Source organism: Mycobacterium sp. DL592 (genome assembly GCF_011694515.1).
Lineage (GTDB): Bacteria > Actinomycetota > Actinomycetes > Mycobacteriales > Mycobacteriaceae > Mycobacterium.
Map to the genome: position 1 here is coordinate 4,424,521 of NZ_CP050192.1, position 13,098 is coordinate 4,437,618.

Consider the following 13,098-nt stretch of genomic DNA (forward strand, 5'->3'; position numbering starts at 1 on the left):
ACATCCCGCAGGCGGGCCCGCCGAGCGCGCCACCGCCCGCCGAGCCGCCCGAGGAATCCAAGTCCGGCTTCCTGCGCGACCCGCTGTCGATCGCACTGGTGCTCGTCACCGTCATCGCGCTGGCGATCGCCGCCCTGGTCGGCACCGAGCTCTACGTGCGGCACCGGGCCACCACCGTTGTGGCCAGCGCGGTCGAGTGTGTGGTCAAAGATTCCGCGACGGTGTCGTTCGGCATGCGGCCGTTCCTGCTGCAGCACCTCACCGGCAGCTACAACGACATCCGGGTCGAGACCGCGGGCAACCAGATCCGCGAAGCCAAGGGCATGAAACTCGACCTGCTGCTCAACGACATCAAGATCAACAAGACCGCGGATTCGGCGGGCACTCTGGGGGCGCTGGACGCCACGATCACCTGGTCCAACGACGGCATCCAGCAGACCGTCGCCGACATCATCCCGTTGCTAGGCGGTCTGGTCACCTCGGTGGCCACCAGCCCGTCGGAGGGAACGATCGAGCTCAAGGGTGGTCTCGGCACGGTGACAGCCAAGCCCGAGGTGTCCAACGGCGGACTGAACCTGCAGGTGGTCAGCTTGACCGGGCTGGGTTTCAGCCTGCCCCGGGAGACCATCCAGCCGGCGTTGGACGCCTTCACGACGGCACTGACCAAGAACCTGCCGATGGGGATCCACGCCGACAGCGTCGCCGTCACCGATACCGGCGTCACCGCCAAGTTCATCACCAGGAACGCGACCATCCCCAACGGTCAGCAGGATCCCTGCTTCGCAGGGGTTTAGTCCAGACCGTCGAGTACGGCGCGGGTCCCGGACAATCCGAGCCGGGTCGCGCCGGCGTCCAGCATGGCCAGCGCGTCCTGCGCGGTGCGGATACCGCCGCTGGCCTTGACGCCGAGCCGGCCGCCTACCGTCGCGGCCATCAGTTCCACGGCCGCCACCGACGCCCCGCCGCAGGGATGGAATCCGGTCGAGGTCTTGACGAAGTCGGCGCCGGATTCTTCAGCGGCCCGGCAGACCGCGATCAGTATGCCGTCACCGGCGAGGCTCAGCAGTGCCGCCGACTCGACGATGACCTTGAGCACGGCGTCGGGTACCGCGGCACGCACGGTGGCGATGTCGGCGGCGACGGCGGCCAGGTCACCGGCGATGGCGGCACCGACGTCGATCACCATGTCGACCTCGTCGGCCCCAAAGTCGACCGCCAGCGCCGCCTCGGTGGCTTTTATCGTCGGCAGGTGCTTGCCCGACGGAAAACCGGCGACGGTGGCGATCAGCAGGCGTTCCGGATGCCCGCTGGCGGCCTTGTGCGCGGTGGCGACCATGGACGGCGAGACACAGACGGCCAGCACCCCCAGCTCGGCGGCCTCGTCGACCAGGGCGGCGACGTCGGCATCGGTGGCTTCGGGTTTGAGCAGGGTGTGGTCGACTAGCGCGGCCACATCGGCTCTGCGCCAGATATCCCCGAGCCGCTCCGCTCCTGCCCGCCGGCGGGTCATCAGAACGGCTCCTGGGAACCGCCGGGGTTGCAGCCGGCGGCCGTCATGGTGTTGTCGTCGACCACGGGCCGCCACGGCTCGAGGTTCCAGCTGGTCTTGCCGGGTTCGACGATCTCGGCGAAGCGGAAGTGGCAGACGAACTGCTCGCGCATACCAGGGCTGGCTGCATCGGGGGCAAGGGCGAGCACCTCGCTCCAGGCCTCGTCGATCTCCCACGGCGGTTTGAACATCTGCGCGCCCGCCTGCCGGCCGGCCGGGGTGGGATAGACACGAAGACTGGACAGGTCGCCCCAGTGCTGCCATTCGGCGTGGTCGATGAAGGGCGGGGCCGGGGTGGTGTCGGCGGCCGCAGGAACGGCCAGGCACAGGGCCACCGGGACGACGGCGAGGACGCCGGCCAGTCGGTGTCGGGTGGTCAGCGGGACTTCCCCTGGACCTCGAGCAGCTTGGGCCGGACGTCGACGAGGTAGATGCCTGCGGCGACCGCCGCGATCGCGACCCCGGTCACGCCCAGCACGAACGACAGCAGGATGGCGGCACCCAGGATCACCAGCCAGACCGGCTTGGTGAGCTTGTCGGCTGCCGTGTAGGCATCGGTGCGTTGCATCGCCGCGTGGACGAACGCGTAAATGGCGACAACGGTCACCGCCCAGAAGACGACCTGAAGAACAACACCCGCCACACCTTGGAGCATCACAGCTATAGGGTAGGCGGGTGTTGTCCCGAACGTCGATTTACTTCTGGGTGACCCTTACTTCTGGGTGACCTTCTTGGCCGGAGCCTTCTTGGCCGGGGCCTTCTTGGCGGCAGCCTTGGCCGGAGCCTTCTTGGCGGCGGCCTTCTTGGCCGGGGCCTTGGTGGCGGGGGCGGCCTTGGCGGGCAGCTCGACGCCGACCAGCTTGGCGGCACGCTCACCGACGGCGCGGGTCTGCGACGACACGCTGCCCAGAGCCTCCTGGGTCAGCTCGACGGCCTGGTCTACGTAGCCCTCGACCTGCGCGGCGGCATCCTTGAAGTCGGGCTGGTTGCGCAGCCGCTCCAGGGCGGCCTCGCCACGCTCGACCAGGGTGTTGTAGGTCGCGGTGGCGTCCTCGACGAAGCCTTCGGCCGCCTTGCGCAGCTCTTCGGAGCTCAGCTTGCCGCGGATTTCCTCGGCGCGCTGCGGCAGGTCTTCCTGCAGCTTGGTCAGCTTGGCGCGACGTCCTTCGACGCGCTCGGCAGCCTCGGTGCGGGCGTCCTCGGCACGGTCACGCAGGTTGGCCAGGATCTCGTTGACGGTGGCAAGGGCCAGGTCGGCAGCACCGACCGCAGCGAGCAGCGGGGCCTTCAGGTCCTCGATAGTGGGGTTCTCGGCCATGTGAATGGCTCCTTTCGTACGTTTCAAATCGATTGTGGTTGACGGTTTTTCAGCGGATGTGGAGATGCGACTATTCAGACGTCAACTCCTCACGGGCAGCTTCGTTCTGCTGACAGAACGACATGTAGATGTCGAGCAGAACCTGCTTCTGGCGTTCGGTGATGGCGGTATCCCCGATGATCGCGTCGTTCACCTGGCTGCCCTCACTGGGCTCCAGGATTCCGGCGCGCACATAGAGCACCTCCGCCGACAACCGAAGCGCCTTGGCGATCTGGCTCAGCACCTCCGCAGAAGGTTTGCGTAGTCCCCGTTCGATCTGACTGAGGTACGGGTTGCTGACGCCGGCCTTCTCGGCCAACTGCCGCACCGAAACCTGAGCGGCTTCACGCTGCGCCCTGATGAAGCCACCGATGTCGTGCGCGGCATTGGAAACCACAGCCTGGATGTCTGCATCCTGTGCCATGACTACCTCCCCGCGCAGTGCTGTTCCGGTGCGTACGGAGCTCACATTACGCGGGGGTGCTAACTTTTGCAAGCACTAGTTAGCGCAGGTCAGAATATGATTTGCGCCACTGTATAGATGACGAGGCCGGCGAGAGCACCCACTACGGTGCCGTTGATCCGGATGAACTGCAGGTCGCGTCCGACGTGCAATTCGATGCGTCGGCTGGCCTCCTCGGCGTCCCATCGCTCGATGGTGTCGGTGATGATCGTGGTGATCTCGGCGCCGTACTGACCGACCAGATGCTGCGCCCCGCGCACGATCCAGTTGTCCACCTTGTCGCGTAGCTCGACGTCGTCTCGAAGCGACTCGCCGATACGCACGACGGAGTCCGCGACCCGGGTGCGCAAGGCACTCGACGGGTCGTCCACACCGTCAAGAACCAAGCGCTTCAACGTCTTCCACGCCGTCTCGGCTGCGCGGGTCACTTCGTCGCGAGCCATCAGCTGTTCCTTGACCGCCTCGGCCCGCGCGATGGTGGCGTCGTCGTTCTGCAGATCATCGGCGAACTCGAAGAGGAAACGCGTAGCCGACAGGCGCAGTTCATGATTCGGGTTGCGGCGCACCTTGTCGGTGAAGTCCATCAGCTCACGGTGGATCCGGTCGCCGACCAGATGGTCGACGAACCGCGGCGACCAGCTCGGCGAATCCCGGGTCACCACCCGTTCGATGGTCTCCCCCGCATTCAGCGCCCACTCAAAAGCCCTGTCGCACAACAGCTGTATGAGTGCTTCCTGACGGTTCTCGGCAAGCAGCTGCCCCAGCACCCGGCCCACCGGCGGTCCCCACTGCGGTTCGGCCAGACGTTTGACGATGGTGCGGTCGATGACGTGCTGGATGTCGTCGTCGTTGAGCAGCTCCACCACGACGCGCAGCACCGACGTAGCCTCACCGGCGACCCGGTCGGCGTGGGCGGGTTCAGAGAGCCACTTGCCCAGCCGCCCGGCGACGTCGGCGTCACGCAACTTCGTCTCCACGACGGCGGGCGACAGGAAGTTCTCCCGCACGAAGGTGCCCAGGCCTTCACCCAACTGGTCCTTCTTGCGCTTGATGATCGCCGTGTGCGGGATCTTGAGCCCCAGCGGATGGCGGAACAGCGCGGTGACGGCGAACCAGTCGGCCAGCGCGCCGACCATGCCGGCCTCGGCCGCAGCGCCGACGTAGCCGATCCAGGCCGGCCAACCCTGAGCCTGGCCCCAGCGGCAGACCAGGAACAACACCGTGGCACCGAGCAGAAAACTCAGCGCCACCGCCTTCATCCGGCGCAGCGAGCGCGCCCGTTCGGCATCGGCCTGCGGGTCAGCACCGGCAAACGACTCCGCCAGCGACGCCCCGGCGCGCACTACAGCCGCCGGCAACGCCTGGCGGTCAGGTTCGGTAACCACTCCACCATCATCCGCTATGTGCAGGGCCAGTTAATGTGACCTTGCCATCAGAACAGACCGTAGAATCGTCGAGAACAAGGGGAACGGACTCCGCGATAGTGGCACAGCAGATGAGCGACGGGGTCGCCAAGACCGATGGTCGCAAGCGACGCTGGCATCAACACAAGGTGGAACGCCGCACCGAGTTGGTCGACGGCGCCCTCGAAGCCATCCGCCAGCGGGGTCGCGACGTCAGCATGGACGAAATAGCTGCGGAAATCGGCGTCTCCAAGACGGTTCTATACCGCTACTTCGTCGACAAGAACGACCTCACCACCGCGGTGATGATGCGCTTCGCGCAGACCACTCTGATCCCCAACATGGCCGGTGCGCTGTCGTCGGATCTCGACGGATTCGACCTCACGCACGAGATCATCCGGGTGTATGTCGAGACCGTCGCCGCCGAGCCCGAGCCCTACCGATTCGTCATGGCAAACAGTTCGGCCAGCAAAAACAAAGTCATTGCCGATTCGGAACAGATCATCGCGCGAATGCTTGCGGTCGTGCTGCGCCGGCGTATGCAACGCGCGGGGATGGACACCAGCGGCGTCGAGCCGTGGGCCTACCTGATCGTCGGCGGGGTCCAGCTGGCGACGCACTCGTGGATGTCGAACCCGCGGATGACCAGCAGCGAGTTGATCGACTACCTGACCATGCTGTGCTGGAACGCGCTGTGCGGAATCGTCGAGGTCGGCGGTTCGCTGGACAAGTTCAACTCAGATCCGCACCCGTCTCCGGTGCTGCCACCCGCGCTGCGGCGCACCCGCTAGCTAGGCTCTTCGGCTATGGCCGACCTGCCGTCGCAGTGGACTCACGAACCGCGCAAGATCCTCCAGTTCCGCCCCGGCGAGAAGATCGCCGGCATCGACGCGGACTCCAGCCCCGGCTATACCGGCGACAAGAACGGCTCAGCTGAGGTCCAGGCCGAACGCAACGAGCGCTTCGCCGGCCTGCAGGAGATGCTCTACGCCAACGGCAAAGCCGGGGACAGCCGCTCGCTGCTGCTGGTGCTGCAGGGCATGGATACCGCGGGCAAGGGCAGCATCGTCAAGCACGTGGTGGGCGCCGGAAACCCGATGGGCATCCAGTACACGAGCTTCGGGGTGCCCACCGAGGAGGAGCGCGCCCATCACTACCTGTGGCGTATCCGCAAGGCCCTGCCCTCGGCGGGCCACATCGGCGTGTTCGACCGGTCGCACTACGAGGACGTATTGGTCGTGCGGGTCCATGAACTGGTGCCCCGCGAAGTCTGGGAACCGCGCTACGACGAGATCAACGCGTTCGAGAAGGAGCTCGTCGACTCCGGGACGACGGTGGTCAAGTGCGCCATGTTCGTCTCCCTCGACGAGCAGAAGCGCCGGCTCTCCGAACGTCTGGAGCGCCCGGACAGGTATTGGAAGTACAACCCCGGCGATCTGGATGAGCGCAAGTTGTGGCCGGCCTACCAGGAGGCCTACCAGGCTGTTCTGGACCGGACCTCGACCGACTACGCACCCTGGTACGTCATCCCGTGCGACAAGAAGTGGTACAGCAGGTTGGCGATCACCGAACTGCTCATCGAAGCACTCAAGGGCATGAAGCTCACGTGGCCACCCGCCGACTTCGACGTGGCGGCCGAGCAGAAGAAGCTGGCGCAGGCTTGAGGCGGCTTGTCAGCCCTTGACCAGGGTGAACTGGCCGATGTTGGTGATGCCGCGGCGGAAGAAGTCCGCGCAGCCGACCAGGTACTTCATATAGCGGTCGTAGACCTCCGGGGAGGTGATGGCGATCGCCTCCTGGCGCGCAGCTAGCAGGTTGGCCGCCCACATGTCCAGGGTGCGCGCATAGTGCTCGCGCAGCAGGTGGGTGCGCTCCAGCGTGAAGCCCGAATTCGCGGCGAGCTCCGCGATGTCCTCGACCGCGGGCAGCCGGCCACCTGGGAAGATCTCGGCTTCGATGAACTGCATGAACTTCAGGTCGCTGATGGTGACCTTGATCCCGTTGTCGCGGAAGAACTTCTGGGTGTGCGCCAGGATCGTGTGCAGCAGCATGCGGCCGTCGTCGGGCAGCAGGTTGTAGGCCTTCTCGAAGAACACCGGGTACCGCTCGACTTTGAAGGCTTCGAAGGCGCCGATGCTGACGATGCGGTCGACCGGGTCGTTGAACTCTTCCCAGCCCTGCAGCCGGACCTCGACCGAGCGGGTGGTGTCCACCTTTGCCAGCCGTTTGCGGGCGTACTCCGACTGGTTTTTGCTCAGCGTGATACCGATCACGTTCACGTCGTACTTCTGGACGGCCAGTTCCAATGCCCCGCCCCAACCGCAGCCGACGTCGAGCAAAGTCATGCCCGGCTCGAGATTCAGCTTGCCGAGGGCCAGGTCGAACTTGGCGGTCTGCGACTCGTCGAGGGTCATGTCCTCGCGCTCGTAGTAGCCGCAGGTGTAGCCCATCGTCGAGCCCAGGAACAGGGCAAAGAAGTCGTCGGATACGTCGTAGATCGACTGTGACTCCTCGTAGTAAGGAGTCAGGTCAGCATCCACGTTCGCCATCAACAAAAGCCCTTCAGGTTTCCGCTCGCTAGGTCGGGCCGTGGACAGCGGGGGTCGCTACAAACGGTCCCCCGACCTGGGCCCACCGGCCCACCGGCGTGCAGCCTAGTCAATGAAACCGGGATTCGCACAAAGCGCAGGTCGTCAGGAGCTTGGTCAGTAGCTGTAGAAGCCCTGCCCGGACTTTTTACCCAGCAACCCGGCCTCGACCATGCGCAGCAGCAACGGTGGCGGCGCGTAGTGGGCGTCCTTGAGCTCCTGGTACATCGAGTCCGCGATGAGCTTCATGGTGTCCAGCCCGATCAGGTCGGACAACCGCAACGGGCCCATCGGGTGCGAGAGCCCGGCCACGATCGCGGTGTCGACGTCCTCGACGGTGGCGACGCCGGCCTCGACCATCCGGATCGCCGACAGCAGATAGGGCACCAGCAGAGCGTTGACGACGAATCCGGAGCGGTCGGCGCAGCGAACGACCTTCTTGCCCAGCACCTCACCGGCGAACTGCTCGACCCTGGCGATCGCCTCTTCGGAGGTGACCAAGGTGTTGACCAGTTCGACCAGCGGCAGCACCGGCACCGGGTTGAAGAAGTGCAGGCCGATCACTCGGCTCGGATTCTTTGTTGCCGCAGCAATTTTCATGATCGGAATGCTGGAGGTGTTGGAGGCCAGCACGGCGTCTGGATCGGTGATGATGCGGTCGAGTTCGGCGAAGATCTTGCCCTTGACGGTCTCGTCTTCGACGACGGCCTCGATGACGAGCTGGCGGTCTGCCATGTCGGCGAGGTCGGTGGTGAACGTCAGCCGGGCCAGTGTGGCGTCGCGGTCGGCTTCGGACAGCTTGCCCTTGCTCGTCGCGCGCTCCAGTGAGCCGGTGAGGCGGCTGCGCCCGGCGTTGAGCAACTCGTCCGTCGGCTCGAAGACGATGACGTCGGCGCCGGCCTTGGCGGCCACCTCGACGATCCCGGAGCCCATCTGCCCGGCGCCGACCACACCTACCCGTTGAATGCTCACTTGATCTCCTCACGCATCAGGCCCCGCCCAATATAAGGACGGGGCCTGATGTCACAAACGGCGGCTCTCACCGCGAGCGTGCGCTCAGCGACGCTGGCAGCGGCGTGTCACCGTGCAGACACGCACGCTCGCGGCCTGAGACTTAGTGGAACTGGCCCTCTTCGGTCGAACCTGCAAGAGCGGTGGTCGACGAAGTCGGGTCCACCGTGGTGGCGATCCGGTCGAAGTAACCGGCGCCGACCTCACGCTGGTGCTTGGTCGCGGTGTAGCCGCGATCCTCGGCAGCGAACTCGCGCTCCTGCAGCTCGACGTAGGCGGTCATCTGGTTGCGGGCGTAGCCGTAGGCCAGGTCGAACATCGAGTAGTTCAGCGCGTGGAAGCCGGCGAGGGTGATGAACTGGAACTTGAAGCCCATCGCGCCGAGCTCCTTCTGGAACTTCGCGATCGTGGCGTCATCGAGGTGCTTGCGCCAGTTGAACGACGGCGAGCAGTTGTAGGCCAGCATCTGGTCGGGGAACTCGCTCTTGACGCCCTCGGCGAACTTGGCGGCCAGCTCCAGGTCCGGGGTGCCGGTCTCCATCCAGATCAGATCCGAGTACGGCGCGTAGGCCTTGGCGCGGGCAATGCAGGGCTCCAGGCCGTTCTTGACCCGGTAGAAGCCCTCGGAGGTGCGCTCACCGGTGATGAACGGACGGTCCCGCTCGTCGACGTCGGAGGTGATCAGGGTGGCCGCTTCGGCGTCGGTGCGGGCGATGACGACGGTCGGGACGTCGGCGACGTCGGCCGCCAGGCGAGCCGAGGTCAGGGTGCGGATGTGCTGCTGGGTGGGGATCAGCACCTTGCCACCGAGGTGGCCGCACTTCTTCTCCGAGGCCAGCTGGTCTTCCCAGTGCGAACCGGCGACACCGGCGGCGATCATGGCCTTCTGCAGCTCGTAGACGTTGAGCGCGCCACCGAAGCCGGCTTCGCCGTCGGCGACGATCGGGGCCAGCCAGTTCTCGACCGAGGTGTCACCCTCGACCCTGGCGATCTCGTCGGCGCGCAGCAGCGCGTTGTTGATCCGGCGCACGACCTGCGGCACCGAGTTGGCCGGGTACAGGCTCTGGTCGGGGTAGGTGTGGCCGGAGAGGTTCGCGTCACCGGCGACCTGCCAACCGGACAGGTAGATGGCCTTGAGGCCAGCTCGAACCTGCTGGACGGCCATGTTGCCGGTCAGGGCGCCCAGTGCGTTGACGAACTCCATGTCATGCAGCTGGTTCCAGAGCACCTCGGCGCCGCGGCGGGCCAGGGTGGCCTCCTCGACGACGCTGCCCTGCAGCGCGACGACGTCGGCCGGGGTGTAGGTGCGGGTGAGACCCTTCCACCGGGGGTTGGTGTCCCAGTCGCGCTGGATCTCTTCTGCGGTCTTCGGCTTGCCGACGTTGGACACAGTCATGAGGGGCCTGCTCCTTTTGCTAACTCTGGTACAGCTTGGCTGATGTGCTGCCCTCGAGCATGCCTCGCTCTATTAGTGCACTTCAAGCCGTTGCGATTGCCAATTTTCGCCAAGCAGTACGCTTATCTTGCGAAGTTTGCGAAGGCGCGATTCAGCTGAACCGGTTCAGAAGTTACTGGCGGGTAGCAGATTTTCGCAGGTCAGTACGCTTGTACTGTTAAAACTCGTCGGTCAGAGTCCGAAGATCGACGCGACGGCTTTGACCTCGTCGCCGACAACGTATGTGAGCGTTCTAACAGTGCGCTCGGTCAGCTCCTGGCCGAATTTGTCGGTGGAACCGGGCGGGTAGACGTGCGACAGGATCTCCAATTTGTCGCCGAGCGCCACCGGTGCGTCGTGTTCGATGGTCACCCGCAGCGGTGACTCGAACAGTTCGGGGTGCGGGGCGAAGAACTCCTCGACCACCTTCCAGTACACCGAGTTGTTGACGTGGTCGAAGAAGTCGATGTCGCTGACCCGGATCGGGAAGTCGCGGATCTCGGTGGCGTCTTCACGCGAACCCGGACTGAGGTAGGCCTTCCAGCGCAGCCGGCTGACTTCGGTGGTTCTCTTCAACCCCTCCAGGAAGTCGTCGGCGATACGGGCCGGCCCCTGGGTCTCGCGGTTGATGTTGATCCAGAACGCTTCGGACTCGATCAGCCCGCCCTTGCGGCCGTCGACCCGCACCCGCATCTCACACCAGCGGTTGGAGGTTCCCGAACACCAGCGGCGCATCCGCAGCATGTCCTGGAACTCGATCGGGCGGATCAGGTCGACCATTGTGCGACGGACGATCCACAGCGGGTGGGTCTCCTCGTGACCCATCTCGCGCAGCTGATCCTGGCCGATGTCCTGGATGTGACGGCACGCCGCATCCAGGCGCAGACGCCCGGCCCGGTCGATGTCACCGACCCGCAGCGGCCATTCCCGGTCGAAGACGTCGGGGTGCGGATCGGGCACGGGCATCAGCACCTTGGCCAGACCGGTTCCGGCCGTGTCCTTCTCAGTGGTACTCATGGCGCCTTCTCCCCAGGCCGAAGCTTTCCCCGCCCAGCGCGATCATGCCAAAGGCCCCAACGAATGCCAACCAACGTCGTTGCCAATCCTGCTAAGCAGGCCTTCGCAGCGCCGGTACCCTGGGCAGGTGTCCAAGACGTTCGTCGGCTCCCGCGTGCGTCAACTCCGTAGCGAACGCGGATTCAGCCAGGCGGCGCTGGCCCAGATGCTGGAGATCTCACCCAGCTACCTCAACCAGATCGAGCACGACGTCCGGCCGCTGACCGTCGCCGTGCTGCTGCGCATCACCGAGGTGTTCGGTGTGGACGCGACGTTCTTCGCCTCGCAGGATGACACCCGGCTGATCGCCGAGCTCCGGGAGGTCCTGCTCGATCGCGACCTGGACGCCGACGTCGACCCCGCCGAGGTCGCCGACATGGTCGGCGCCCACCCCAATCTGGCCAAGGCGATGGTCAACCTGCACCGGCGCTACCGGATGGCCACGACGCAACTGGCCGCGGTGACCGAGGACCGGTTCAACGACAACATCGGAGGCAGCGGCTCGGGTTCGATCACCATGCCGCACGAGGAAGTTCGCGACTACTTCTACCAACGGCAGAACTATCTTCACGAGCTCGACACCGCCGCAGAGGACCTGACCGTGCGGATGCGCCTGCACCGCGGCGACCTGGCCGGCGACATCGGCCAGCGACTCGCGCAGGTGCACGGCGTGCGCATCGTGCGGCGCGTCGACCTCGGCGACACAGTGCTGCACCGCTACGACCCCGAGACCAAGACGATGGAGATGAGCGCCCATCTCTCCGGCGGACAGCAGGTGTTCAAGATGGCCGCCGAGTTGGCCTATCTCGAGTTCGGCGACCTCATCGACACTATGGTCGCGGCCGGAACATTCACCAGCGACGAATCGCGGCGGCTGGCCCGACTCGGCCTGGCGAACTACTTCGCGGCCGCAACGGTGTTGCCCTACGGGCAGTTTCACGGCGTCGCCGAGAGCTTCCGCTACGACATCGAGCGGCTCTCGGCGTTCTATCAGGTCAGCTACGAGACCATTTGCCATCGGCTTTCGACACTGCAGCGCCCGTCGATGCGGGGGGTGCCGTTCTCGTTCGTCCGGGTCGACAAGGCGGGCAACATGTCGAAACGCCAGTCCGCCACCGGTTTTCATTTCTCCTCTTCGGGCGGTACCTGCCCGTTGTGGAACGTCTACGAGACGTTTTCCAACCCGGGCAAGATCCTGGTGCAGATCGCGCAGATGCCCGACGGCCGCAACTACATGTGGGTGGCCCGCACCATCGAGCGCCGCGCGTCGCGATACGGACAACCCGGCAAGACCTTCGCGATCGGGCTGGGCTGCGAAATGCGCCACGCCAACCGGCTGGTCTACTCGAAGGGCCTGGATCTGTCCTCGGACAGCGCGACCCCCATCGGCGCGGGGTGCCGGGTATGCGAACGCGACAACTGCGCCCAGCGGGCGTTCCCCGCGCTGGGGCGGGCGCTGGATCTCGACGAGCACCGCAGTACCGTATCTCCCTACCTGGTCAAGGAGTCCTGATGGCAGAACGCATTCCGCCCGGCGGCCGTCGCGAACTCGGCGTGGTCAACTGGGCGATCGCCCGGGCCGGGGCCCGTGCGATTCGGGCGCCGCGGATGCACCTGTTCGATGTTCTGGGGCAGCACCGGCTGCTGTTTCTGTCGTTCCTGCCGTACTCCCACGTGCTGCTCAACGGCGGCAAGCTGTCCAAGAAGGACAAGGAGTTGGTCATCCTGCGGGTGGGACACCTGCGGGGTTCGGAGTACGAACTGCAGCAGCACCGTCGGCTCGCGCGCTCACGCGGGCTCGATACGGCGGTGCAGGAGAGGATCTTTGCCGGTCCTGACGCCGACGGGCTCACCGAGCGGCAGCGGATACTACTGACGGCGGTGGACGAGTTCATCCTCAACCGGGATCTGACCGACGAGACGTTCGCGGAGCTGTCGCGGCATCTCAACCGCCAGCAGATCATCGAATTATGCGCACTGGCAGGCCATTACGACACCATCGCCGCGATCCTGGCGACGCTGCGAGTGCCGATGGACTTCCGCGACTGACCATCCCCACCAGCGGTCGCGGCGGAACGCGATCAGCCCTTGCCGTACGGCTTCGCCTTGACCGCCGGTGCGGCCTTCTCGGTCGCCAATGTCGACGGCGGGATAGTGGTGGTCACCGTGTCGCCCTGGGTCATCGGGCCGGGAAGCACCGGAGCGGCCGCCGGCGGCAGTTCGGTGGTCATGCTGT

General features: G+C 65.6%; 16 protein-coding genes. 5 read left to right on the top strand and 11 right to left on the bottom strand.

Annotation, left to right across the window (positions count from 1 at the left end):
* Positions 1-2: 2 nt before the first annotated feature.
* A complete protein-coding gene (locus tag HBE64_RS21275) occupies positions 3-794 on the top strand; it encodes a DUF2993 domain-containing protein (RefSeq protein ID WP_167106741.1) in 792 nt (263 codons plus the stop codon).
* On the opposite strand, the gene deoC is transcribed toward HBE64_RS21275, so the two are convergent.
* The 6 genes from deoC to HBE64_RS21305 form a co-directional block, all read right to left on the bottom strand.
* Positions 791-1,510, bottom strand: a complete 720-nt coding sequence (deoC, locus tag HBE64_RS21280) for a deoxyribose-phosphate aldolase (protein WP_167106744.1) — start codon at positions 1,508-1,510, stop codon at positions 791-793. The genes HBE64_RS21275 and deoC overlap by 4 nt on opposite strands.
* Complete coding sequence (locus HBE64_RS21285; protein WP_243841410.1) at positions 1,510-1,884, bottom strand: DUF2599 domain-containing protein; 375 nt, start codon at positions 1,882-1,884, stop codon at positions 1,510-1,512. The genes deoC and HBE64_RS21285 overlap by 1 nt, the downstream gene beginning before the upstream one ends.
* A 41-nt stretch (positions 1,885-1,925) precedes the next feature.
* The gene (locus HBE64_RS21290; protein ID WP_208300711.1) at positions 1,926-2,204 is read right to left on the bottom strand and encodes a DUF2516 family protein; all 279 of its coding nucleotides are present in this window, start codon (positions 2,202-2,204) and stop codon (positions 1,926-1,928) included.
* A 57-nt stretch (positions 2,205-2,261) separates the two neighbouring features.
* Entirely contained in the window at positions 2,262-2,867 is a 606-nt protein-coding gene (locus tag HBE64_RS21295) for a heparin-binding hemagglutinin (protein ID WP_167106750.1), read from the bottom strand.
* A gap of 70 nt (positions 2,868-2,937) precedes the next feature.
* The gene (locus HBE64_RS21300; protein WP_167106753.1) at positions 2,938-3,330 is read right to left on the bottom strand and encodes a helix-turn-helix domain-containing protein; all 393 of its coding nucleotides are present in this window, start codon (positions 3,328-3,330) and stop codon (positions 2,938-2,940) included.
* Between the two features lie 89 nt (positions 3,331-3,419).
* The gene (locus tag HBE64_RS21305; RefSeq protein ID WP_243841411.1) at positions 3,420-4,754 is read right to left on the bottom strand and encodes a DUF445 domain-containing protein; all 1,335 of its coding nucleotides are present in this window, start codon (positions 4,752-4,754) and stop codon (positions 3,420-3,422) included.
* A 110-nt stretch (positions 4,755-4,864) separates the two neighbouring features.
* On the opposite strand from HBE64_RS21305, the gene HBE64_RS21310 reads away from it, so the two are divergent.
* Together HBE64_RS21310 and HBE64_RS21315 are read left to right on the top strand one after the other, a co-directional pair.
* The gene (locus HBE64_RS21310; protein ID WP_371744022.1) at positions 4,865-5,563 is read left to right on the top strand and encodes a TetR/AcrR family transcriptional regulator; all 699 of its coding nucleotides are present in this window, start codon (positions 4,865-4,867) and stop codon (positions 5,561-5,563) included.
* Between the two features lie 15 nt (positions 5,564-5,578).
* Positions 5,579-6,436, top strand: a complete 858-nt coding sequence (locus HBE64_RS21315; RefSeq protein ID WP_167106759.1) for a polyphosphate kinase 2 family protein — start codon at positions 5,579-5,581, stop codon at positions 6,434-6,436.
* A gap of 9 nt (positions 6,437-6,445) precedes the next feature.
* Here HBE64_RS21315 and HBE64_RS21320 read toward each other — a convergent pair whose 3' ends face one another.
* The 4 genes from HBE64_RS21320 to HBE64_RS21335 form a co-directional block, all read right to left on the bottom strand.
* Complete coding sequence (locus tag HBE64_RS21320; protein ID WP_167106762.1) at positions 6,446-7,321, bottom strand: cyclopropane mycolic acid synthase family methyltransferase; 876 nt, start codon at positions 7,319-7,321, stop codon at positions 6,446-6,448.
* Positions 7,322-7,477: 156 nt separating this feature from the next.
* Positions 7,478-8,293: a 3-hydroxybutyryl-CoA dehydrogenase gene (locus HBE64_RS21325; protein ID WP_243841709.1), complete on the bottom strand. Its 816-nt coding sequence runs from the start codon at positions 8,291-8,293 to the stop codon at positions 7,478-7,480.
* A gap of 181 nt (positions 8,294-8,474) precedes the next feature.
* The gene (gene aceA, locus HBE64_RS21330; RefSeq protein ID WP_167109530.1) at positions 8,475-9,761 is read right to left on the bottom strand and encodes an isocitrate lyase; all 1,287 of its coding nucleotides are present in this window, start codon (positions 9,759-9,761) and stop codon (positions 8,475-8,477) included.
* Positions 9,762-9,998: 237 nt separating this feature from the next.
* Positions 9,999-10,823, bottom strand: a complete 825-nt coding sequence (locus tag HBE64_RS21335) for an acyl-[acyl-carrier-protein] thioesterase (RefSeq protein WP_167106769.1) — start codon at positions 10,821-10,823, stop codon at positions 9,999-10,001.
* Positions 10,824-10,950: 127 nt separating this feature from the next.
* Here HBE64_RS21335 and ramB point away from each other — a divergent pair, with 127 nt between their 5' ends.
* On the top strand, positions 10,951-12,375 hold the full coding sequence (ramB, locus tag HBE64_RS21340; protein WP_167106772.1) for an acetate metabolism transcriptional regulator RamB: 1,425 nt from the start codon (positions 10,951-10,953) through the stop codon (positions 12,373-12,375).
* The gene (locus HBE64_RS21345; RefSeq protein WP_167106775.1) at positions 12,375-12,911 is read left to right on the top strand and encodes a carboxymuconolactone decarboxylase family protein; all 537 of its coding nucleotides are present in this window, start codon (positions 12,375-12,377) and stop codon (positions 12,909-12,911) included. The genes ramB and HBE64_RS21345 overlap by 1 nt, the downstream gene beginning before the upstream one ends.
* 32 nt (positions 12,912-12,943) lie before the next feature.
* Here HBE64_RS21345 and HBE64_RS21350 read toward each other — a convergent pair whose 3' ends face one another.
* Entirely contained in the window at positions 12,944-13,093 is a 150-nt protein-coding gene (locus HBE64_RS21350; RefSeq protein WP_167106777.1) for a hypothetical protein, read from the bottom strand.
* Between the last annotated feature and the right edge of the window lie 5 nt (positions 13,094-13,098).